The sequence below is a fragment of the Pannonibacter phragmitetus DSM 14782 genome (assembly GCF_000382365.1).
GTDB lineage: Bacteria > Pseudomonadota > Alphaproteobacteria > Rhizobiales > Stappiaceae > Pannonibacter > Pannonibacter phragmitetus.
Map to the genome: position 1 here is coordinate 44647 of NZ_KB908215.1, position 20610 is coordinate 65256.

Genomic DNA, 20610 nt, shown 5'->3' on the forward strand with positions numbered 1-20610 from the left:
ATCACGTCATGGCATGACGGAGTGTGGGGCGGATTTTGCGGCAAACTCGCTGGCACCCCGGTGGATGCAGAATCCGGCGCCCTACCGCGCCTGATCCAGCAGGCGCTTGCATTCCAGCAGTTCGAACAGGGTTGCCTGAAGCCGGCGCACGTCGTCCTTGGACAGGCCCGCCTCTTCATTGCGGTCGGAGAGGAAACGCTCCATGAAGCGAAAGCCTTTGCCCTGTGCGGCGTGGGCGCGCGGATCATTGTCCGCCAGAAGCCCGCGCGGCAGAACCTCGCTTGGCAGGCCGCCCGTATCACGCGGGGGCTCCGGCTCCTGCATCACCACCTGGGGCTTGCGCTGGGGCGGCGGAGGAACGGCTGCACCGTCCTCGTCGTCCATGTCATCCATGCGCGGAGCAGCCGCCAGCGGAATGGCGTCCTCGCGCCAGATCTGCATGACGAAACGGGGGCCCTGCTCCTTCAGGATGCGCTGGACGCCCTTGATCGTGTAGCCTTCACCGTAAAGAAGATGGCGGATGCCGCGCAGCAGCTCCACGTCATCCGGTCGGTAGTAGCGCCGTCCGCCGCCGCGCTTCAGCGGCTTGATCTGGGTGAAGCGGGTTTCCCAGAAGCGCAGCACATGCTGGGGAAGATCGAGATCTTCCGCCACTTCGCTGATGGTCCGGAAAGCGTCCGGGCTTTTTTCAGACATGCTCATGCTGCGTCACCGGTTCGGAAGCTCAGTCGCTGCCGTTGCCTGCCAGCGACTCGTTGATCTTCTGCTTGAGAATGTTGCTGGGCTTGAAAACCATCACCCGGCGCGGCGAGATCGGCACTTCCTCGCCGGTTTTCGGATTGCGCCCGATGCGCTCGCCCTTGGAGCGCACAAGGAATGACCCGAAGGAGGAGAGCTTGACGGATTCGCCCGTCACCAGGCAATCCGAAATCTCTGAAAGCACCCGCTCCACCAATTCGGAGGATTCCGTGCGGGACAGACCTACCTTCTGGTAGACGGCCTCACAAAGGTCAGCGCGCGTGATGGTCCTGTTACCCATGCCTCCTCCTCGCCCGGAGCGTGATCCGGCTGATTTTGCAGTGGAACTTCTTTTCCGGACGTACGGTATTGCGTCCGCAAACGAGGGTCAACCGCAGATATGAACGCTGTCAGCTTCACGCAAGGTGATGACACAGTCCCGTCAAAACTGCTTACCAGCGCAACAGGACCGATCCCCAGGTGAAGCCGCCGCCCATGGCTTCGAGCATGATCAGGTCACCGGACTTCACGCGGCCATCCTTGACGGCAGCATCAAGTGCCAGGGGAATAGACGCCGCAGATGTATTGCCGTGAATATCGACAGTGACGACGACCTTTTCCGCTGCAATATCAAGCTTCTTTGCACTGGCGTCGATGATCCGCCGGTTGGCCTGATGCGGGATGAACCAGGTGAGATCTTCACCGGTCAGGCCCGTGGCCTTGAAGGCATCCTCGATCACGTCCGTGATCATGCCCACCGCGTGCTTGAAGACTTCCTTGCCTTCCATGCGCAGGTGGCCGACCGTCTGGGTCGTGGAGGGGCCGCCATCCACATAGAGCTTGGACTTGTGCTGGCCGTCCGAGCGCAGATGCGAGGTCAAGATCCCGTGATCGGCCACGGTGCCGGAGGCTTCCCGCCCTTCCAGAACCACCGCACCGGCGCCATCGCCAAAGAGCACGCATGTGGTGCGGTCGTTCCAGTCCAGAATCCGGGAGAAGGTCTCGGCACCGATCACCAGCACGCGCTTTGCCTGGCCGCAGCGGATGAACGTATCTGCCGTCGTCAGGGCAAAGACGAAGCCCGAGCACACCGCATGCACATCGAAGGCCACGCCGTGGCGCATGCCGAGGGCTGCCTGCACCTGCACCGCCGTGGACGGGAAGGTGTTGTCCGGCGTTGCGGTTGCCAGAATGATGGTGTCGATATCCTGCGCCGTGAGGCCTGCATGGGCGAGAGCCCGCTCGGCAGCCTTGATCGCCAGATGGGACGTGAACTCGCCCTCGGCGGCGATGTGGCGCTGGCGGATGCCGGTGCGCTGCACGATCCACTCGTCGGTGGTGTCCACCATGCGGGCGAGGTCTTCATTGGTGAGGATTTTCTCGGGCAGATAGCTGCCGCAGCCGAGAACGGTCGAACGGATGGTGGTCACTCGTCACCTTCGGGAGTTTCAGCGGACACGGAAAAACGGCCACGGTGATAGTGGACGAGGTCCTGGGAGATCTTTTGCAGAAGTTCGTTGCGTACCATGTCATGGGCAAGCGCGATGGCGCTGGCGAAGCCCTCCGCATCGGTGCCGCCATGGCTCTTGATCACGACGCCGTTGAGGCCGAGGAACACGCCGCCATTCACCTTGCGCGGGTCAAGCTTCTCGCGCAGCTGGTTGAAGGCGCCGCGGGCCAGCAGATAACCGAGCTTGGAGAACAGCGACCGGTTCATGGCAGCGCGCAGATAGCCCGCGATCTGCTTGGCGGTGCCTTCTGCGGTCTTCAGGGCAATGTTGCCGGCGAAACCTTCGGTCACCACCACATCGACGGTGCCCTTGCCCAGATCATCGCCTTCGACGAAACCGGCATAGGAGAAGGAGCGGAACGGCGCTTCACGCATGATGCGGCCGGCGGTGCGGACCTCTTCCAGGCCCTTCACCTCTTCCACGCCGATGTTGAGCAGACCGACGGTCGGCTTTTCAACACCGAAGAGGGCGCGGGCCATTGCCCCGCCCAGAATGGCGAAATCGATCAGCTGCTGCGCATCGGCGCCGATGGTGGCGCCCACATCCAGAACCACGCTTTCCCCACGCGCCGTCGGCCAGATGGCGGCGATGGCGGGGCGGTCGATATTGGCCATGGTGCGCAGGCAGAAGGTGGACATGGCCATCAGCGCGCCGGTGTTGCCCGCCGACACGGCCACGTCAGCCTCACCGTTCTTCACCGCCTCGATGGCGCGCCACATGCTGGAGCGCCAGCGCCCCTGGCGCAGCGCCTGGCTGGGCTTGGCGTCCATGGACACCGCCACTTCGCAGTGGAAGAAGGTGGAGGCATCGCGCAGACGCGGATATTTTTCCAGCAGCGGCAGGACGATCTTTTCCTGCCCGAAAATCAGAAACCGGATGCCGGGGTGGCGCAGCAGCGCAAGCTCTGCCCCCGGCAGCACCATTTCGGCACCGGCGTCGCCGCCCATGGCATCAAGGGCAATATGAATGGGTTTTGCCATCTGAAGGTTCTTGTCGTCCATTCGCTTGGGAGCGCTCATCAGGGCCGGAGGCCGCGAAAGCATCTCGAGACTGCCACTCTGATGCTGGCAGATCCGCCACAGCATGCCGGGGTGGCTAAAGGGTCAGTCCGCCATCTTGCAGGTACAGCGCGGCGAACATAACGGTTTTGGGGCGGGAAACAACCGTTTTTGCCCCTCGCCCGCTCCCCCTTATGGCTTGTCCTTGTTCTTGAGCTGCTCCAGCACCTTGAAGGGGGAAGGCTTTTCTTCTTCCTCCTCGATGTCTGCGGGCGCCTCAAACTCCAGTTCCGCATCAGCGGCGCGCGGGAACGGGTCCAGCGCCAGGACGAACTGCTCGCAGACGAGCGCGCCCAGGTCGATCATTCCGTCCTCGATCGCATCGGGCGGCTCCGGGGCTTCCAGATCGATTTCGATCTCGCCATCCTCGCCAAGGTCCGGATTGCGGCGGCGCGGGTCGAGTTCCGGCTCATAGGCACGCTCAAAATGGTCCTTCACGCTCATCGGCAGCGGCACCAGCGTGACGACGCAGCGCTGCGCCCCTTCGGCCTCCAGATCGCCCGTCACAAAGACACCGGCCTTCTTCCACGGCCGCACTTCCAGCGTGGCGGTGAAACGGGTCAGGCTGTCGAGGCCATAGGCTTCCGCAATGCGGGCGAGCGCCTCCGCATCAGCCGTCAGTTCCACGATCTTTGGCGTGTTGCCCAGACGCGACACCTGAAAGCGGTGCGAAAAGGGTGTCGGCACATCAGTCATGATTCGGGGTTCCCTCAAGCGCCGGCACGTCGGGCCAGGCGAGTTTGGCGGTCATGATGTCATCCAGCGGCAGGTCCGCCAGTGTCTTGACCGCATCCATCATGTAAAGCGCCAGCTTGTCGCAAGCCGGCGGATTGGCGGCTTCGGTGAAGATGTTGCGGCCGATGGCTGCCGCCAGATCCTGCGCATTGCCGCTGTCCAGCGCCTCGCCATAGGCAGCGGCACGGCCGTAGAAGGCCTCTGCCATCTTGCGCACCTTTTTCGGCACGCGGTTGTCGCTGATGCCCATTTCGCGCAAGGAAGCGTCCATATCGCGGAAAAACAGGTCGAAAACCGCCTGCGACGTGGCAGCGGCCTCCTTGCCTTCCCCCTGCAGACGGCGGAAAAGCAGAACAGCGTGCAGGATCATCATGTCGAACCGGCCATCCACGGTATCAGGCACAGAAAGTGCTGCGTAGAAGGCAGGCTGACGCGCCTGAGCCACGATAGCGCCATAAAGAGCGTATTCGGATGGCCGGGTACGGCGGCGGAAAAGGCCAAATACCATGGAATGCCTCGACTGATCCCGAGCGGACGGTGTTGCCTTGTGCCCTAACGCAGGTTACTTGCTTTGCCAAGGAACGAATTCAAATACGCACCGGACTGCAAGGCCGGTTCATACGGGACAGGAACGACGAATGAAGACCAAGGCGCATGTGCTGATGCTTCCCATTCTCCTCGGGCTGACCGTGGGCGGATGTTTCACCCAGACCTACAATCACGGCCATTCCATCTCCCCCGACATGCTTCAGCAGGTACAGGTGGGGTCGAGCAAGGAGAATGTCGAGCTGGTCCTCGGGTCACCGTCCACCACATCCGAGATTGAAGGTCTCGCCTATTACTACATCTCCCAGACCGCCGAGACGACCGCCTTCATGAAACCGAAGATCGTCGAGCAGCGGGTGGTCGCCATCTATTTCGATCAGGATGGCTTTGTGAAGGACATCGCCAACTACGGCATGCAGGATGGCAAGGTCTTCGACTTCATCGGCCGCAAGACCCGTACCGGCGGCTCCGACTACGGCTTCCTGACGCAGATCCTGCGCGGCGCGGCCAACCCGTCGCTGGGCCTCTGAGCCGATCGGAAAGCTGCAAGAATGCAAATCCCCCGGAAGAGCATTCCGGGGGATTTTTGTTTGGGTGGCAGAAGCCCTGATCCTAGTGCGCCAGCACCGCCAGCAGCAGCAGGGCGACGATGTTGGCGATCTTGATCATCGGGTTGATTGCCGGACCAGCTGTGTCCTTGTAGGGGTCACCCACTGTGTCACCGGTCACTGCGGCCTTGTGGGCATCGGAGCCCTTGCCGCCGTGGTGGCCGTCTTCGATGTATTTCTTCGCATTGTCCCAGGCCCCGCCGCCGGAGGTCATCGACAGGGCGACGAAAAGCCCGGTGATGATGATGCCGAGCAGCATCGCTCCGACAGCCGCAAAGGCATTGGCCTTGCCTGCAATGGCGTTGATCGCAAAAAAGCAGACAATAGGCGAGAGCACCGGCAGCAGCGAGGGGATGACCATCTCGCGGATGGCAGCGCGGGTGAGCATGTCCACCGCCCGGCCATAGTCGGGCCGCTCGGTGCCGGCCATGATGCCCGGCTTTTCGCGGAACTGGCGGCGCACCTCCTCCACCACGGCAGAGGCGGCCCGGCCCACGGCGGTCATGGCAATGCCGCCGAAAAGATAAGGCAGCATCCCGCCGAAGAAGAGGCCGACGACCACGTAAGGGTTGGAGAGAGAGAAATCGAGCGTATCCACCGTCAGCCCGGCAAAATAGGGGTACTGATCAGAGTTGGAGATGAAGTAGCGCAGGTCCTCCGTATAGGCGGCAAAGAGCACCAGCGCGCCGAGCCCGGCCGAACCAATGGCATAGCCCTTGGTCACGGCCTTGGTGGTGTTGCCCACCGCATCCAGCGCATCCGTCGTCACGCGCACTTCTGCCGGAAGATCGGCCATTTCGGCGATGCCGCCGGCATTGTCCGTCACCGGGCCGAAGGCATCCAGCGCCACGACCATGCCGGCCAGCGCCAGCATCGTGGTCACCGCAATGGCGATGCCGAAGAGGCCTGCCAGTGAATGAGTGACGATGATGCCTGCGATGATGATCAGCGCGGGAACGGCCGTCGCCTCCATCGAAATGGCAAGGCCCTGGATGACGTTGGTGCCATGGCCCGTGACGGATGCCTGAGCGATGGAGCGGACCGGGCGGTAGCCGGTGCCTGTGTAATATTCCGTCACCCAGATGATCAGCCCGGTGACGGCCAGACCGGCGGCACCGCACAGATAGAGCGACATGGGCGTGAAGGAGAGCCCCCCACTGGTGGTCAGCACCACGCCCATACCGCCGAAGACAAGGTACGTGACCGGAAACAGGATGATGAGCGAGAGCACGGATGTGGCGATGAAGCCCTTGTAGAGCGCCCCCATGATCGAGTTGTTGGCTCCAAGCTTGACGAAGAAGGTGCCCGCAATCGAGGTGAGGATGCAGGCCCCGCCAATCGTCATCGGATAGAGCATGGCCGGAGCCGTCGCCGCCGTTCCGGCAAAGAGGATCGCCGCCAGAACCATGGTGGCGACCAGCGTCACCGCATAGGTCTCGAACAGGTCCGCCGCCATGCCGGCGCAGTCGCCGACATTGTCACCGACGTTATCGGCGATGGTTGCCGGGTTGCGGGGATCATCTTCCGGGATGCCTGCCTCCACCTTGCCGACAAGATCGCCGCCCACATCCGCACCCTTGGTGAAGATGCCGCCGCCCAGACGGGCGAAGATGGAGATAAGCGAGGCGCCAAAGCCGAGCGCCACCAGCGCGTCGATGACGCTGCGGCTCGTCGGGTCATAGCCGAGAACGCGGGTGAGGATGACGAAATAGACCGTGACGCCCAGCAGCGCGAGGCCTGCCACCAGCATCCCGGTCACTGCACCGGACTTGAAGGCAATCTCCAGCCCGGCTGCAAGGCTCTGACTGGAGGCCTGCGCCGTGCGCACATTGGCGCGGACCGACACCATCATGCCGATGAAACCGGCAAGGCCGGAGAGAATGGCGCCAGCCGCAAAGCCGATGGCGACGGCAAGGCCCAGCAGCCAGGCGCCAAGGACGAAGATGACCGCGCCGGCGATGGCGATGGTTGTGTACTGGCGCGTCAGATAGGCCTGCGCACCTTCCTGGATCGCCCCCGCGATCTCCTGCATCCGGGCGTTGCCCGCATCGGATGCCATCACAGACTGGATCGCCCAGCCCCCGTAAGCCAGACCCAGAAGGCCGCAGGCAATGACGACGACAAGCTCGGTCATGAGTCCTCCCAATGAATGGGCAGCCCGGCAATCCGATCGTTCTATGACAGCATTTTATCTTGACTTCCAACGGGCTGCGACGCGCGCCAGGGCTCCGGCAAGTCCACTCTCATTCCGCAGCAAGGCGCAACAGCGTTACGTTAGCAGAGTGAACATGGGGCCGGTCAAGTCCTTGGCCTCGTTTATTTTCGCAAGAGACACGAAAACATGCACTGCAACGCAGCAGGTACTTATCCAGCAAATGCCGCGATGCAAAAAAGGTTGCGAAAGGGTTGTTTTTACTTGGAACAAATCAAGACAACGCCGGTTCACGTGTGCCTCTTGCCAGCACGAACATGAGGATCACGCAGACGAGGACAAGCGGGAAGACCAGCAGATTGACGGTCGCCCAGCCGAAGCTGTGCAGCAGCGCGCCGGAAGAGAAGGATGCCAGCGCCACGAAGCCGAAGACGAGGAAATCGTTGAAGGACTGCACCGTCGCCCGCTCGGCGGGGCGGTAGCAGCGCGTCAGCATGCTGGTGGCGCCGACAAAGCCGAAGTTCCAGCCGACGCCCAAGAGGATCAGCGCACTCCAGAAATGCGCCACTTCAAGCCCCATGAGCGCAATCACGGAACAGCCGCACAGCAGCGCAAGGCCGGTGAGAACGATGGTCCGCTCGCCGAAACGGGCGATCAGCGTGCCGGTGAAGAAGCTGGGGCCGAACATGGCCAGCACATGCCACTGGATCGCCAGCGCAGCATCGGTTTCGCTGAGGCCGCAGCCGATCATGGCCAGCGGCGTTGCCGTCATCACAAGGCTCATCAGCGCATAGGAGCAGATGCCGCAGACGGCGGCGACAACGAAGGACGGCTGACGCAGGATGACGCCCAGCGGCCGGGCCTGCGCATCCGCCACAGTCTTCTCCCTGACGGGCGGGACCTTGAGGAAGGTGAGGATGACGCCCATCAGCAGGAACAGGCCGCCAAGGGCGGCATAGGTTCCGGCAAAGAGCACCGGCGCGAAGAGGTCCTTGGTGAAGATCACCGTCTGAGGCCCGATGATTCCGGAGAAGACGCCGCCCGCCATCACCCAGGAGATCGCCTTGGGGCGGAAGGCATCGCTCGCCGTATCGGCGGCCGCAAAGCGGAACTGCTGGACGAAGGCCGTCACCGTGCCCGCCAGCGCGCAGGCCAGTGTGAACAGCCAGAAGCTGCCGATGAGGATGGCCCAGGCCGCCAGCAGCGAGGCGAGAAAGCCCAGCACCGAACCGCCGAGAAAACCAGTCCGCCGCCCCACCCGCTTCATCACCGCTCCGGCCGGCAGGGTGCCGATGGCCGTTCCAAGGATCATGCAGGAGATGGGCAGCGTCGCAAGGCCTGGGGCTTCCGGCAGAAGCGAGGCCGCTGTCAGTGAGCCGGTGGCGATGACGATGGAGGCCGTCGCCCCGCCGAGAGCCTGTGCTGCGGCAAGAATCGCTGCATTGCGCCGGGCAATGCGGTCACCATCCGCAGCGGCGTCCTGTGCAGGCGAAAGGGAAGGCTGAGAGGACATGGACAGGCTCCAGACTGGCTCTTGGGCAGGCTTTGGGGCTGGGTCCGGGCAGAACAGGCTGGCGCGGCAATCTGCGGGGATCAGGTATGGCTTCCCGGCAGGAAGCCGGGACAAGCTTCAAAAATGACGGAAGCCGCCCTGCCCTGCAAGCGTGAAAGGAAGACCGCTGCGCGTCAGACGGACAGCTGGCTTGTCAGCGGCAGGCGCTTCCACCCGGCCGATTCGCGCCACCGGTACACCGGCAGCTGCCGCATCAGCCTCAAAGGTCTGGCCTTGCGCCTGCGGCACGCAGACAAACAGCTCATAGTCATCTCCGCCGGTCAGCACGCGGGCGAGAAGCTCCGGATCGGTGGCCAGAGCGGCACGGGCCGCACCCGACAGCGGCACGCTGTCCACATCGAGGACCAGATCCACATCCGAATGACGCGCCACATGGCCCGCATCGGCGCAGAGCCCGTCAGAGATATCGAGGCTGGCGGAAGCATGGGACAGCACGGCAGAGGCCAGCGCCACGCGCGGCTGCGGCAGCAGATAGCGGTTCAGCAGAAACTCTGCATGAGGTTCAGACAGCCCGAGCTTGCGTGCCCGCTCCGGGTCAAGCCGCAGGGCAAGGCCAAGGGCGGAATCGCCAATGGTGCCGGAGACATAGACGAGATCGCCCGCCTTCGCGCCATTACGGCGCACGGCGCGGCCTTCCGGCACTTCGCCAAGCGCTGTGATGGACAGGACCATGCGCTCGCCGCTGCGGATCGTATCGCCGCCCAGCAGCGGGAATGCAAATTCCGCCTGATCGACGGCCAGACCGGCAGCAAAGCCGGTGAGCCATTGCGCGGCCCCGCCATCGGCCATCTCCCCGCCAAGGCCAAGCCCCAGCAGATAGCCGAGAGGCCTTGCGCCCTTGGCGGCAAGGTCGGAGAGGTTGACGCGCAAGGCCTTGCGCGCCACCAGATCAGCCGGATCATTGGCAAAGAAATGGACATCCGCCGCCAGCATGTCCTTGGTCAGGACCAGCTCATGCCCGGTGGAGGGCTTCAGCACGGCGGCGTCGTCGGTCAGCGCAAGACTGCCGGGGGTGGTTGCGAGCGGGGCAAAGAAGCGCTCGATCAGATCGAACTCGCCCAGCCCCGCCTGTGCCCCCTCATCAGCCATGTTACTGGCCGTCCTGCGCGTCCTGACCTTCGTCGGCCTCAGCCACAGGCTCCAGCTCGGCGCTGCGCAGCTGGTGGGCCAGACGGTCCAGCACGCCGTTGACGAGACGCGGCTCATCCTCGGCGTAGAAGGCCTTCGCCACGTCGATATATTCGGAAATGATCACCTTCGGCGGCACATCGCGGCGGCGCAGCAGCTCATAGCTGCCAGCACGCAGGATGGCACGCAGCAGGCTGTCGATGCGCTTCAGCGGCCAGTCTTCCACCAGCGCGGTGTGGATGAACGGGTCAAGGCGCAGCTGCTCGGCCACAACGCCGCGCACAATGTCCTTGAACCACTGCTCGTCCGCATCGCGGTACTGGTAGCCGTCGACTTCCTTGCCAAGGCGGAAGGCGGTGAACTCGTTGACCACATCGGTCACCGAGGAGCCGCCCACATCCATCTGGTAAAGCGCCTGCACCGCCCCGAGACGGGCGGCACCACGCTTGTTGGCCGGACGGATTTCCGGCCCCTTGTTCTGATCGGCTTCGCCGGTCATGTCAGATCAAACCCCAAGCCGTTCCCGAAGACGGATCATGTCCAGCGCTGCGCGCGAGGCAGCACCGCCCTTGTCCTTGTCGGTCACCCGGGCGCGGGCCCAGGCCTGTTCATCATTTTCCACCGTCAGGATGCCGTTGCCGAGGGCAAGGTCGGCATCGACGATGAGATCCATCAGCACCCGGGCCGATTCATTGGCGACGATGTCGTAATGGGTCGTCTCACCGCGAATGACGCAGCCCAGAACGACAAAGCCGTCATAGAACGTGCCGTCGTTTTCCATGGAGGTCAGCACCATGGACAGGGCCGCCGGGATTTCCAGCACGCCCGGAACAGCGATCCGGTCATGGGTCGCGCCCACCTCGTCCAGCGCCTTTGCAGCCCCTTCGTAGAGCGCATCAGCGATGTCTTCGTAGAATCGGGCTTCAATGATCAGGAGGTGAGGCGCGGAGCTCATCGGTCGTGTCGCTTTCTGTCTGAGAGATGCGGTCAGGAACCATGCCTGCCCGATTTTGTCCAGCCTTTTGCGGGGGCGAGCCCCTCAGGCCTGCTCGCGGAATTCGGCAAGGCGCGCGGCATAGCGCGCCATCATGTCGACTTCAAGGTTTACGTTGTCCCCCACCTGCCTTTCGGCCCAGGTGGTTACCGCCAGCGTGTGCGGAATGAGGAAGACGGAAAACTCCGTTCCCTCCACCTCGTTCACCGTCAGCGACGTGCCATCCAGCGCCACCGATCCCTTGCGGGCGATAAAGGGCGCAAAGGCGCGCGGAGCGTCAAAGCGGAAATAGACCGTGTCCGGATGGTCGCGCCGCTCGACGATGCGGGCAAGCCCGTCCACATGGCCGAGCACCAGATGGCCGCCCAGCTCCGTGCCAAGGCTGAGGGAGCGCTCCAGATTGAGCTTTTGCCCTGCCGTCCAGTCCGCCGCCGTGGTCAGGCGCAGGGTCTCCGCGCCGCTTTCCACCTCGAACCAGTTGCCGGTCTCATCGCGCCCCTTGGCCGTCACCGTGTGGCACGGGCCGCCGCAGGCAATCGAAGCGCCGATATCGATCGTGTCCACGTCATAGGACGTGGCAATGCGGGTGCGCTTGCCGGCGGGAATATCCGTGACGGAGACAATGGTGCCAAGATCGGTGACAATTCCGGTGAACATCTCAACTCTCCTTGCGGCGGAACCGCAGCAGCCTGTCCGGCCCGTAGACGGCCGTATCAACCAGACGGAAATCCGGGTACTCGGCGGTAAAGCCGCCTGCCCCGCCGTCGAACGGCAGGATGCGCCCTGCGCCGAGTTCGGCCACGCCGTGGAAGATCCACGTCTCGTCCACCACACCGGCCTGCAGGAAGGACCGGGCAACGCGCGCGCCGCCTTCCACCATCAGCCGCGTCACGCCCCGGTTGGCCAGCGCCGTCAGCGCGATCTTCGGCTCAATGCCCTCTTCATTGGCGGGCACGCGGATCACCAGCACGCCCGCATCGGCCAGCGCCTGCACCCGTTCGGGGTCGGCCTGATTGCCCGTCACCAGCCACACCGGCACATCGGCGGCAGACTGAACGAGACGGCTCTTCAGCGGCAGCCTTGCATCCTTGTCCAGCACCACGCGCACGGGCGAGCGGTCCTTCATGCCGGGCATGCGGCAGGTCAGTTCCGGATCATCGGCTAATGCCGTGCCTATGCCGACAAGAATCGCGTCACAGCTGCCACGCAAACCGTGCACCACATTGCGCGACAGAGGACCCGTGATCGCCAACTGCCCCTCTCCAACGCGGCCAATGCCGCCATCAGCCGAGAGCGCCAGCTTCAGCACCACATTCGGGCGCTGGTCGGTGACGCGCAGCCGGTGGCCGGCATGGAGCAGGCGGCAAAGGTCTTCCTCAACGCCGGTGGAGACGGAAATGCCCGCTTCCTCAAGCATGGCAACACCGCGCCCGGCGACACGCGGGCTGGGGTCGAGACAGCCGATCAGCACGCGGGCAACACCTGCCTCGCGCAGCGCAAGGGCACAAGGCGGCGTGCGGCCGTAATGGGAACAAGGCTCCAGCGTGACGTAGCAGGTGGCGCCGCGGGCCAGATCCCCCGCCTGCCGCAGCGCGCTCACTTCTGCGTGAGGGCCGCCGGGGCGGGAGGTGACACCGCGGCCAACGATGACCGGTCCGCCGTCCTCGAACTGAACGATGAGCGCGCCCACCGAAGGATTGGGCCAGACCTGCCCCTGCCCCCGCGCTGCAAGGGCAGCAGCGGCGCGCATCAGGCGGCGGTCAATCCCGCTCACCGCAGCCTTGCTGGCGGCGGCGGGCGTCACAGCTACAGCCTCAGCTTCGCTCACGCATCCTCCTGGGGTTCGTCATTGCCGGGCAAGCCGCCCAGTTCACCGAGAAGCTCGCGGAAGTCGCGCGCCTCGCGGAAGTTCCGGTATACGGATGCAAAGCGCACATAGGCCACATCATCGATGGTCTTCAGGCCTTCCATCACATGGGTGCCGATCATCTCGCTGGTGATCTCGCCTTCGCTGGTGCTCTCCAGCTGGCGCACGATACCGCTGACCATACGCTCGATGCGCTCCGGGTCAACCGGGCGCTTGCGCACGGCGATTTCGACGGAACGCATCAGCTTTTCGCGGTCAAACGGCACGCGGCGGCCGGAGCGCTTGACCACCATCAGTTCACGCAGCTGCACCCGCTCGAACGTCGTGAACCGCCCCCCGCAGGTGGAGCAGACACGGCGGCGGCGGATGGCCGTGTTGTCTTCGGTCGGGCGCGAATCCTTAACCTGGGTCTCTTCACCGCCGCAAAAGGGGCACCGCATGTCATCCGTTCCTTATACCAAGGCCCTGAGATACAGGGCCCTGCCAAGCCACAAGCACCGCTTGGGCGCGAAGAATCTGGTGGCCGTAAGCTCTTCGAATTCCGCTCAAAATGCAAACGATCCGCGCCGGAGGGCGCGGACCGGTTCTTGTACTCGTCAGTCAGGCAATCAGGCCGGATAGATCGGGAAGCGGCTGGTGAGTTCGATCACCTTGGCCTTCACCGCAGCTTCCACAGCCGCGTTGCCTTCCTCACTGTTTGCCGCCTTCAATCCGTCGAGAACCTCGGTGATCAGCATGCCGATCTCACGGAACTCGGCAAGCCCAAAACCGCGCGTCGTGCCGGCCGGAGTGCCGAGACGCACGCCGGAGGTGACGAAGGGCTTTTCCGGGTCAAACGGAATGCCGTTCTTGTTGCAGGTGATGTTGGCGCGGCCAAGGGCGGCCTCCGCCTTCTTGCCGGTGGCGTTCTTCGGGCGCAGATCCACAAGCATCAGGTGGTTGTCGGTGCCGCCGGAGACGATGTTCAGCCCCTGCTCCTGCAGGGTCTGGGCCAGCATCTTGGCATTGGCTGCAACGGCTGCAGCGTAGGACTTGAACTCCGGACGCAGCGCTTCACCGAAGGCAACAGCCTTGGCGGCAATCACATGCATCAGCGGGCCGCCCTGAAGACCGGGGAACACGGCGGAATTGATCTTCTTGGCGATGTCTTCATCGTTGGTGAGGATCAGGCCGCCGCGCGGGCCGCGCAGGGACTTGTGCGTGGTCGAGGTGCAGACATGGGCATGGGGCACCGGCGAGGGATGCGCGCCGCCAGCCACAAGACCGGCGATATGAGCCATGTCGACCATCAGATAGGCGCCGACTGCATCAGCGATCTCGCGGAACTTCTTCCAGTCCCAGACGCGCGAATAGGCCGTGCCGCCGGCAACGATCAGTTTCGGCTTGTGCTCATGCGCCAGACGCTCGATCTCTTCCATATCGAGCAGATGATCGTCCTTGCGCACGCCGTAGGACACGACATTGAACCACTTGCCGGACATGTTGACCGGGGAGCCGTGGGTCAGGTGGCCGCCGGAGTTGAGGTCAAGGCCCATGAAGGTGTCGCCCGGCTGCAGCAGCGCCAGGAAGACGGCCTGGTTCATCTGGCTGCCCGAGTTCGGCTGCACGTTGGCGAACTTTGCGCCGAACAGCTCCTTGGCCCGCTCGATTGCCAGCGTCTCGACGATATCCACATACTGGCAACCGCCGTAATAGCGCTTGCCCGGATAACCTTCGGCATATTTGTTGGTCAGGACCGAGCCCTGAGCCTCGAGAACGGCCTTGGAGACAATGTTTTCGGAGGCGATCAGCTCGATCTCGTGCTGCTGACGGCCGGCTTCCTTCTGGATGGCGCCGAAGATATCCGGATCGGCATCAGCCAGAGATTGAGTGAAGAAACCGGTGTAGATCGGCTCGCCGGCCAAGGTATCCGACATCGACATGGCTAGGTCCTTTTCAGCGATTCACAAAGGGCCCCTTCGCCCTTTTTATCCGCCCAAGCGCGGGCAAATGACATTGCTCCGGCATTGGCCCCTTCGGGAGCCCTGCACTTAGCATAGGCATTCCGGTGAACCAAGTGGCAGACCGTCACAGTGATCCGCAAATCCGGCGTTGATCTGATCCATATCGGAAATGGCGCAGGAATTTACGCCGTCCAGCCCCCGCGAGGAACCTCCGGCGTGCCGTTCTCCTCCGACAGACGCTTTGCCAGCTTGCGAAGAGCCAGCGCCTGCAGGTCCGACTGCGCCGCATTGACCGGGCCGATCACCGACACTTCAACGCCGGTCGCAGCATCAATTGCCACCACCTTGACCTGACGGCCGATGGGCACGAATTCCAGATAGACTTCACCCTTGGCATGGCCGGACATGCTGGCATCTCCAGAGACAGAAGAACGGGCGGCACATGAAACACACGCCCCATGAAGGATCAGATGGGCATCATTGCCTGAGGCGCAACAAAAAAGGGAGCCAGAGCCCCCTTTTCCAGTCTCATCTGATGATGCGGCTCACTGGCCGGGCAGCTGCAGCTCTGCCACGTCGCCATAAAGGCCATCACGGTTGTAGATGTCCTCGCGGAAATGCACCGTGCCGTCTTCATTGGCCCAGGCCGTGACGTAGGTCAGGTACAGCGGCACCTGAGTCTTCAGCTTCACGTCTTCCCGCAGGCCGTCGCGGATGGTCTGGTCAACGCGGGCGCGGTTCCAGTCCGGCGTGGTCGATTCCAGCATCCAGGACACGAGGTCACGAACGTTCTGCACGCGCACGCAACCAGACGAATGGAAACGGTTGTCGGTGCCGAACAGCGTCTTCGACGGGGTGTCGTGCAGATACACCTGATGGGTGTTGTGGAAGTTGATGCGGATGGCACCCAGCGAGTTGATCTCGCCCGGATCCTGCCGGAACTGGTACTTCGTGGCCTCGTCCGAGTTCCAGTCGATCTGCTGCCAAGCCAGTTCGTTGTTCTTCCAGTCGAAGATACGGATCTTGTTCTTGGCCAGATACTCCGGATCCTGCTTCATTTTCGGGATCAGGTCCTTGCGGATGATCGAAACCGGCACGGTCCAGTAGGGGTTGAAGTTGACCTCATAGACCTTGGAATTCAGGATCGGGGTCTGACGGTCGATCTTGCCGACGACAGCGGTGTGGCGCGAGCGGACGCGGCCATTCTGAACGGCCTCGATCTCAGCTGCAGGAATGTTCACCATCACATAACGCGCACCCAGATCACCCGACAGGGACCGCAGGCGCACCAGATTGGTTTCCAGCTGGCGCAGGCGCACATCGGCCGGGATGTTCAGCGCCGTCAGCGTGGTCTGCCCCAGCGTGCCGTCGGGAATGAGGCCGTGACGCACCTGGAACCGGCGCAGAGCGGAATCAACATAGGAATCGAATGTGGTCGAGACACCGGCCTGCTGCTCCAGATCACCCGATGCGATCAGGCGGCGGCGGAGGGAAGCGACGATGTTGTCCTCTGCACCGATGCGCAGCGTCTTGCCGGGCGTCGGCACGGTTTCCCAGCCGCCGCGCTGCACGATCATGGCGTACTGATTGATGGCCGAAGCCACATATTCGGCCGTCTGGGGCGCGAGGGTCGGCGTCGCGGTCTTGATCGACTGCAGGTCCTGCAGCGTTGCGTCAAAGCGGTCTTCCCATTCGGCGCGCTGATTGTACTGCTGCAAAGCTTCCAGCGGCGACTGGGCGTTTGCCACGCCCGCACAGATGCCGGTCAGCGCCCCTGCCAGAGCAGCCGCACGGGCCAGAGTGGCGGAAACTTTCGTGATCTGATTCCCGTTGCGCAACAACACCCGTCGCTCCCTTTCGCATCGCGTGGAGGTTCACCTGGCCGGCCCTGATCTGCAGTCACTGCGCCGCAGCCAGCCGGTGAATTCCAGTTAACCACACGGCGGCTTAACAAATTGCAGCCTAGTACGGTCGGCCGCCGCATGCCCAAACGGGGAAAGCCCCTGCGCAATCGTCAGCCCCTGCCTGCGCTCATGGCACAGCAGTCATGAGTTTCATTAGTCAGGGGTTTATGGCCGAAACATGTCCAGTAAACACATCTTTGCCAGAAACGCGAACACTGGTGCTGCAAAGCTACACTGCGTTTTTTGCATGGGCTGCCGGGGCAGTTTGCTCAGGCAGACCGCAGGCTTCTGCAATCCACTGCGCGAAGGCCGCCATTGCCCGTGTCTGCGGACGGTCCGAGGGCCAAACCAGAAGATACCGCCCGGCAGAAACCGAGACCGGAAACGGCTGAATGAGCCGTCCCTGCCAAATCTGGCGCTGGAACATCGCAACAGGCAGCAGCGCAGCTCCCACACCTTCGGCGGCCAGTTCCGCCAATGCGACCGAGCTGTCAAAGACCGGCCCCTTCAGCGGTGGAGACGGCGTCCGGGCCGCATCAAACCATTGCGGCCACTCGGCACTGCGGTAGCTGCGCAAAAGAAGCATATTCGCAAGGTCAGCCGGCTCATGGAGCTGGTTTGCCAAGTGAGGCGCGCAGAGCGGCGACAGCGGTGCCTCCATCAACGGAAGCGCATCATGCCCGCTCCAGCCGCTGGCACCAAAACGGATGGCCATGTCCAGGCCTTCACGCAGGATCTCGACCCTGTTGTTGTTCGTCGAAATCCGCAGGTCGATCTCGGGATGGGCGCGGTGAAAAGCCTCAAGTCTCGGCATCAGCCAGCCAAGGGCAAAGGTTGTGTTGACGCCGATGCTGAGCACTTCAACGTGCCGCTTGCCGTGAAACCTGTCGAGCGTCCGGCCAATCACATCGAAACTGTGTTCCAGAACCGGCGCAAGCAGCCTCGCCTCGTCCGTCGGCACGAGGCCTTGAGAGGTGCGCTGGAACAGGATCACGCCGAGTTGATCCTCCAGCCGCGCGATCTGGTGGCTGACAGCCGCCTGCGTCACGCGCAGTTCGACCGCCGCCTTCGTGAAGCTGCCCTGCCGCATGGCAACTTCAAAGACACGCAGCGCATTGAGGGGAATATCGGGCCGGTCCATAGCATTACTTTTCCTAATACCGCGCCTGAGGATTTGTCGTTTGAGCCCGGAATGCAAGCCGAAATAGAAGGAACGCATGACATCATTTGATGTCAGAGAGCCGCAAGTGCGTTTTCTGACGCCCGGCATTTCCAAGGATTGATCATGCAAAAAACACTTTCCCGTCTCCGCCGTTCCGCTCAGGTTTTTGCCTTCTCCCTGCTGCTGGCAGCCCCGGCGGCAGCAGGCCCGTCGGACGCTCAGCTCGCTGAAACTGTTGCCAAAATCGAATCCCGGCTGAATGCCCGCGTGGGCGTGGTTCTGCATGATAGCGGTAGCGGCTGGTCATGGACAAATCGTGCCGATGAGCGGTTCCTGATGAACAGCACCTTCAAGGCCCCGCTCTGTGGTGCCATTCTGGCAGCAGCAGATGCGGGCACACTGAGCCTTGACGAGGAACTTCCCATTCTGCGCGCCGATATCCTGTCCTATGCACCTGTGACGGAGAAAAAAGTGGGGCAGTCCATGTCCCTGAGCGAACTGTGTCTGGCCACCATCGACATGAGCGACAACACAGCCGCAAATCTTCTGATCAACCGCCTGGGCGGCACGGAAGCAGTGACAGAGTTCTTCCGCCAGAACGGCGACACCGTCAGCCGGCTGGACAGGCTGGAACCAGACATGAACACGTTCAAGGCCGGCGATCCGCGCGACACAACCTCCCCCGCGGCCATGTCGGCGGCATTGGAAAAGCTGCTTCTGGGCGATGTCCTCAGCCCTCAATCCCGCAATCAGCTGATCGAGTGGATGAGCCACGGCGGCGTGACTGGCGCACTCCTGCGCAAAACCGCGCCTGAAGGCTGGCACATTGCGGACAAGTCCGGCAGCGGCGACCGGACCCGCAACATCATCGCCATGATCACGCCGCCCGACCGGGCACCGTGGATCGCCGTGATTTTCGTATCCGATGTCAAAGCGGACTTCGCCACCCGGAACGCGGCATTGCAGGAGATCAGCGCTGCCGTGATCGGCGTCATCAAGGCGGATTGATCGCTTCTGGCTCCTGCATAACAGAAAAGGCCCGTGCCGGGTGTCCGGTACGGGCCTTTTCATTTCGTGCTGCCTGCAGTCCCTGCGGGTCAGAGACGGTAGAGGATCTGGTCGGTCCAGAAACGCTCCAGGCGGCGCAGCGACTTGTTGAGCATGGCGAAGTCACCGGCATGGATCTCGCCCACCTGCTCGACCGAGAGAATGTGGCGCTCATAGAGGTCATTCACGATCTTGGCGACTTCCTGGCCCTTCGGCGTCAGGCTGACACGGACCGAACGGCGGTCCATGCGCGAACGCTGATGATGAATGTAACCGGTCTCCACCAGCTTCTTGAGGTTATAGGAGACGTTGGACCCGAGGTAATAACCGCGGGTGCGCAGCTCGCCGGCCGTCAGCTCGCTGTCGCCGATGTTGAACAGCAGCAGGGCCTGCACGCTGTTCACGTCGGAACGGCCCATGCGGTCGAACTCGTCCTTGATGACGTCAAGAAGACGGCGGTGAAGTCTTTCGACGAGCGTCAGTGCTTCCAGGTACAGCGGCTTGAGTTCCGTGTCCTCTTCTGCCTGAGCAACGGCATCCATAGCTCTGTTAGCTGAGATCATTTGTTTGCGCCTCTATATTTCTACCTGTCATTGGGTGGTTATTTTTTCCACCTTGAGACTGACCATACAGAGGCGCTTCTAAAATCCGCTTAAGAGATACGCTGAATCATCTCTTAAAATTTACCGGAGACTTTTCGTCTGTTTCGATCCATCGAAAGAATTCATTCACCACGAAGGAACCGGACGATCCCCGAGAAGTCCGTGCCCGAATGGCCCGAATTGCAGAAGAGGGCATAGAGGGCTGCGGCCTGTGCACCCAGCGGGGTTGCCGCACCGGAGGACTGCGCCGCCTCTTGGGAAAGCTTGAGATCCTTGAGCATCATCTGCGCCGCGAAGCCCGGCTGGTAGTCCCGGTTGGCAGGCGAGGACGGCACGGGACCGGGCACCGGGCAGTAGCTTGTCAGCGACCAGCACTGGCCGGAGGCTGTGGATGAAATGTCGAAAAGTTTCTGGGCGTCGAGGCCCAGCCGCTCGGCAAGGTTAAACGCTTCACTAACCGCGATCATGGAAATGCCGAGTATCATGTTATTACAAATCTTGGCGGCCTGACCGGTACCCGAGCCACCGGCGTGGACGATGGTCTTGCCCATCACCTCAAGGAAAGGCTTGGCGCGCTCAAAGGCGGCATCCTCGCCGCCCACCATGAAGGTCAGCGTTCCTGCGGCCGCTCCGCCGGTACCGCCGGAAACCGGAGCATCGACCATGACCATGCCGGCGGAGGCCGCCGCCTGCGCCACGGCGCGGGCGCTGTCCACGTCGATGGTGGAGCTGTCGATCAGGAGCGTGCCGGGCCGGGCGCTGGCGAGAACGCCCTCTTCCCCGGTGTAGACGGCGCGCACATGCTTGCCTGCGGGCAGCATGGAAACCACGGCATCGGCATCGCGCACCGCTTCGGCGACGGATGCGACCGCCTTGCCGCCTGCGGCCTCCAGCTGGGCCTTGGCCTCCGGCGACAGGTCAAACCCCTTTACCGCATGCCCTGCCCTGACCAGATTGGCCGCCATCGGGCCGCCCATGTTGCCAAGACCGATGAAACCCACTGATGCCATGACGCAACTCCTCCCGGTTCGCAAAGTCTCAT

22 protein-coding genes are annotated in these 20610 nt (G+C 62.9%); 2 read left to right on the forward strand and 20 right to left on the reverse strand.

Annotated features, from left to right (window positions below; genetic code table 11):
* Positions 1-81: 81 nt before the first annotated feature.
* The 6 genes from H163_RS0100255 to H163_RS0100280 all read right to left on the reverse strand — a co-directional run bounded on the left by H163_RS0100255 (position 82) and on the right by H163_RS0100280 (position 4550).
* A complete protein-coding gene (locus H163_RS0100255; protein WP_019962524.1) occupies positions 82-702 on the reverse strand; it encodes a MerR family transcriptional regulator in 621 nt (206 codons plus the stop codon).
* A 22-nt stretch (positions 703-724) separates the two neighbouring features.
* Positions 725-1039, reverse strand: coding sequence for an integration host factor subunit alpha (locus tag H163_RS0100260; protein WP_019962525.1), 315 nt, complete (start codon positions 1037-1039; stop codon positions 725-727).
* Positions 1040-1190: 151 nt separating this feature from the next.
* A complete protein-coding gene (locus tag H163_RS0100265; RefSeq protein WP_019962526.1) occupies positions 1191-2168 on the reverse strand; it encodes a beta-ketoacyl-ACP synthase III in 978 nt (325 codons plus the stop codon).
* Positions 2165-3229 carry a phosphate acyltransferase PlsX gene (gene plsX, locus H163_RS0100270; RefSeq protein ID WP_026355279.1) on the reverse strand — a complete coding sequence of 355 codons (1065 nt, stop codon included), beginning with the start codon at positions 3227-3229 and terminating at the stop codon, positions 2165-2167. Before plsX ends, H163_RS0100265 begins: the two co-directional genes overlap by 4 nt.
* 210 nt (positions 3230-3439) lie before the next feature.
* The gene (locus H163_RS0100275; protein ID WP_019962528.1) at positions 3440-4003 is read right to left on the reverse strand and encodes a YceD family protein; all 564 of its coding nucleotides are present in this window, start codon (positions 4001-4003) and stop codon (positions 3440-3442) included.
* Positions 3996-4550 carry a ubiquinol-cytochrome C chaperone family protein gene (locus H163_RS0100280; RefSeq protein WP_019962529.1) on the reverse strand — a complete coding sequence of 185 codons (555 nt, stop codon included), beginning with the start codon at positions 4548-4550 and terminating at the stop codon, positions 3996-3998. The genes H163_RS0100275 and H163_RS0100280 overlap by 8 nt, the downstream gene beginning before the upstream one ends.
* A 130-nt stretch (positions 4551-4680) precedes the next feature.
* Here H163_RS0100280 and H163_RS0100285 point away from each other — a divergent pair, with 130 nt between their 5' ends.
* A complete protein-coding gene (locus H163_RS0100285) occupies positions 4681-5118 on the forward strand; it encodes an outer membrane protein assembly factor BamE (RefSeq protein WP_019962530.1) in 438 nt (145 codons plus the stop codon).
* Positions 5119-5200: 82 nt separating this feature from the next.
* Here H163_RS0100285 and H163_RS0100290 read toward each other — a convergent pair whose 3' ends face one another.
* From H163_RS0100290 to H163_RS0100345, 12 genes are all read right to left on the reverse strand, one after another.
* The gene (locus H163_RS0100290) at positions 5201-7330 is read right to left on the reverse strand and encodes a sodium-translocating pyrophosphatase (protein WP_019962531.1); all 2130 of its coding nucleotides are present in this window, start codon (positions 7328-7330) and stop codon (positions 5201-5203) included.
* A gap of 292 nt (positions 7331-7622) precedes the next feature.
* Positions 7623-8861: an MFS transporter gene (locus H163_RS0100295; RefSeq protein WP_019962532.1), complete on the reverse strand. Its 1239-nt coding sequence runs from the start codon at positions 8859-8861 to the stop codon at positions 7623-7625.
* Between the two features lie 117 nt (positions 8862-8978).
* Positions 8979-10010, reverse strand: a complete 1032-nt coding sequence (gene thiL, locus H163_RS0100300; protein WP_019962533.1) for a thiamine-phosphate kinase — start codon at positions 10008-10010, stop codon at positions 8979-8981.
* 1 nt (position 10011) lies between these two features.
* Positions 10012-10548 (reverse strand): transcription antitermination factor NusB, encoded by a 537-nt coding sequence (nusB, locus tag H163_RS0100305; protein ID WP_019962534.1) that lies wholly within the window; start codon positions 10546-10548, stop codon positions 10012-10014.
* 6 nt (positions 10549-10554) lie between these two features.
* Positions 10555-11004, reverse strand: a complete 450-nt coding sequence (ribH, locus tag H163_RS0100310) for a 6,7-dimethyl-8-ribityllumazine synthase (protein ID WP_019962535.1) — start codon at positions 11002-11004, stop codon at positions 10555-10557.
* An 84-nt stretch (positions 11005-11088) separates the two neighbouring features.
* A complete protein-coding gene (locus H163_RS0100315; protein WP_019962536.1) occupies positions 11089-11700 on the reverse strand; it encodes a riboflavin synthase in 612 nt (203 codons plus the stop codon).
* Between the two features lies 1 nt (position 11701).
* A complete protein-coding gene (gene ribD / locus H163_RS0100320) occupies positions 11702-12871 on the reverse strand; it encodes a bifunctional diaminohydroxyphosphoribosylaminopyrimidine deaminase/5-amino-6-(5-phosphoribosylamino)uracil reductase RibD (protein ID WP_019962537.1) in 1170 nt (389 codons plus the stop codon).
* Positions 12868-13350: a transcriptional regulator NrdR gene (gene nrdR / locus H163_RS0100325; protein ID WP_019962538.1), complete on the reverse strand. Its 483-nt coding sequence runs from the start codon at positions 13348-13350 to the stop codon at positions 12868-12870. Before nrdR ends, ribD begins: the two co-directional genes overlap by 4 nt.
* A gap of 168 nt (positions 13351-13518) precedes the next feature.
* A complete protein-coding gene (gene glyA, locus H163_RS0100330) occupies positions 13519-14826 on the reverse strand; it encodes a serine hydroxymethyltransferase (RefSeq protein ID WP_026355280.1) in 1308 nt (435 codons plus the stop codon).
* Between the two features lie 209 nt (positions 14827-15035).
* Positions 15036-15260, reverse strand: a complete 225-nt coding sequence (locus tag H163_RS0100335) for a DUF6898 family protein (protein WP_019962540.1) — start codon at positions 15258-15260, stop codon at positions 15036-15038.
* A gap of 138 nt (positions 15261-15398) precedes the next feature.
* The gene (locus H163_RS0100340) at positions 15399-16691 is read right to left on the reverse strand and encodes a L,D-transpeptidase family protein (RefSeq protein ID WP_019962541.1); all 1293 of its coding nucleotides are present in this window, start codon (positions 16689-16691) and stop codon (positions 15399-15401) included.
* Positions 16692-16986: 295 nt separating this feature from the next.
* Positions 16987-17898 (reverse strand): LysR family transcriptional regulator, encoded by a 912-nt coding sequence (locus tag H163_RS0100345; protein WP_019962542.1) that lies wholly within the window; start codon positions 17896-17898, stop codon positions 16987-16989.
* A gap of 144 nt (positions 17899-18042) precedes the next feature.
* On the opposite strand from H163_RS0100345, the gene bla reads away from it, so the two are divergent.
* Positions 18043-18927 carry a class A beta-lactamase gene (gene bla, locus H163_RS0100350; protein ID WP_040677842.1) on the forward strand — a complete coding sequence of 295 codons (885 nt, stop codon included), beginning with the start codon at positions 18043-18045 and terminating at the stop codon, positions 18925-18927.
* Between the two features lie 89 nt (positions 18928-19016).
* Here the strand turns inward: bla and ldtR are convergent, their stop codons facing one another.
* Entirely contained in the window at positions 19017-19529 is a 513-nt protein-coding gene (gene ldtR / locus H163_RS0100355) for a transcriptional regulator LdtR (protein ID WP_026355281.1), read from the reverse strand.
* 161 nt (positions 19530-19690) lie between these two features.
* Positions 19691-20602, reverse strand: a complete 912-nt coding sequence (gene mmsB / locus H163_RS0100360) for a 3-hydroxyisobutyrate dehydrogenase (protein WP_280176601.1) — start codon at positions 20600-20602, stop codon at positions 19691-19693.
* Between the last annotated feature and the right edge of the window lie 8 nt (positions 20603-20610).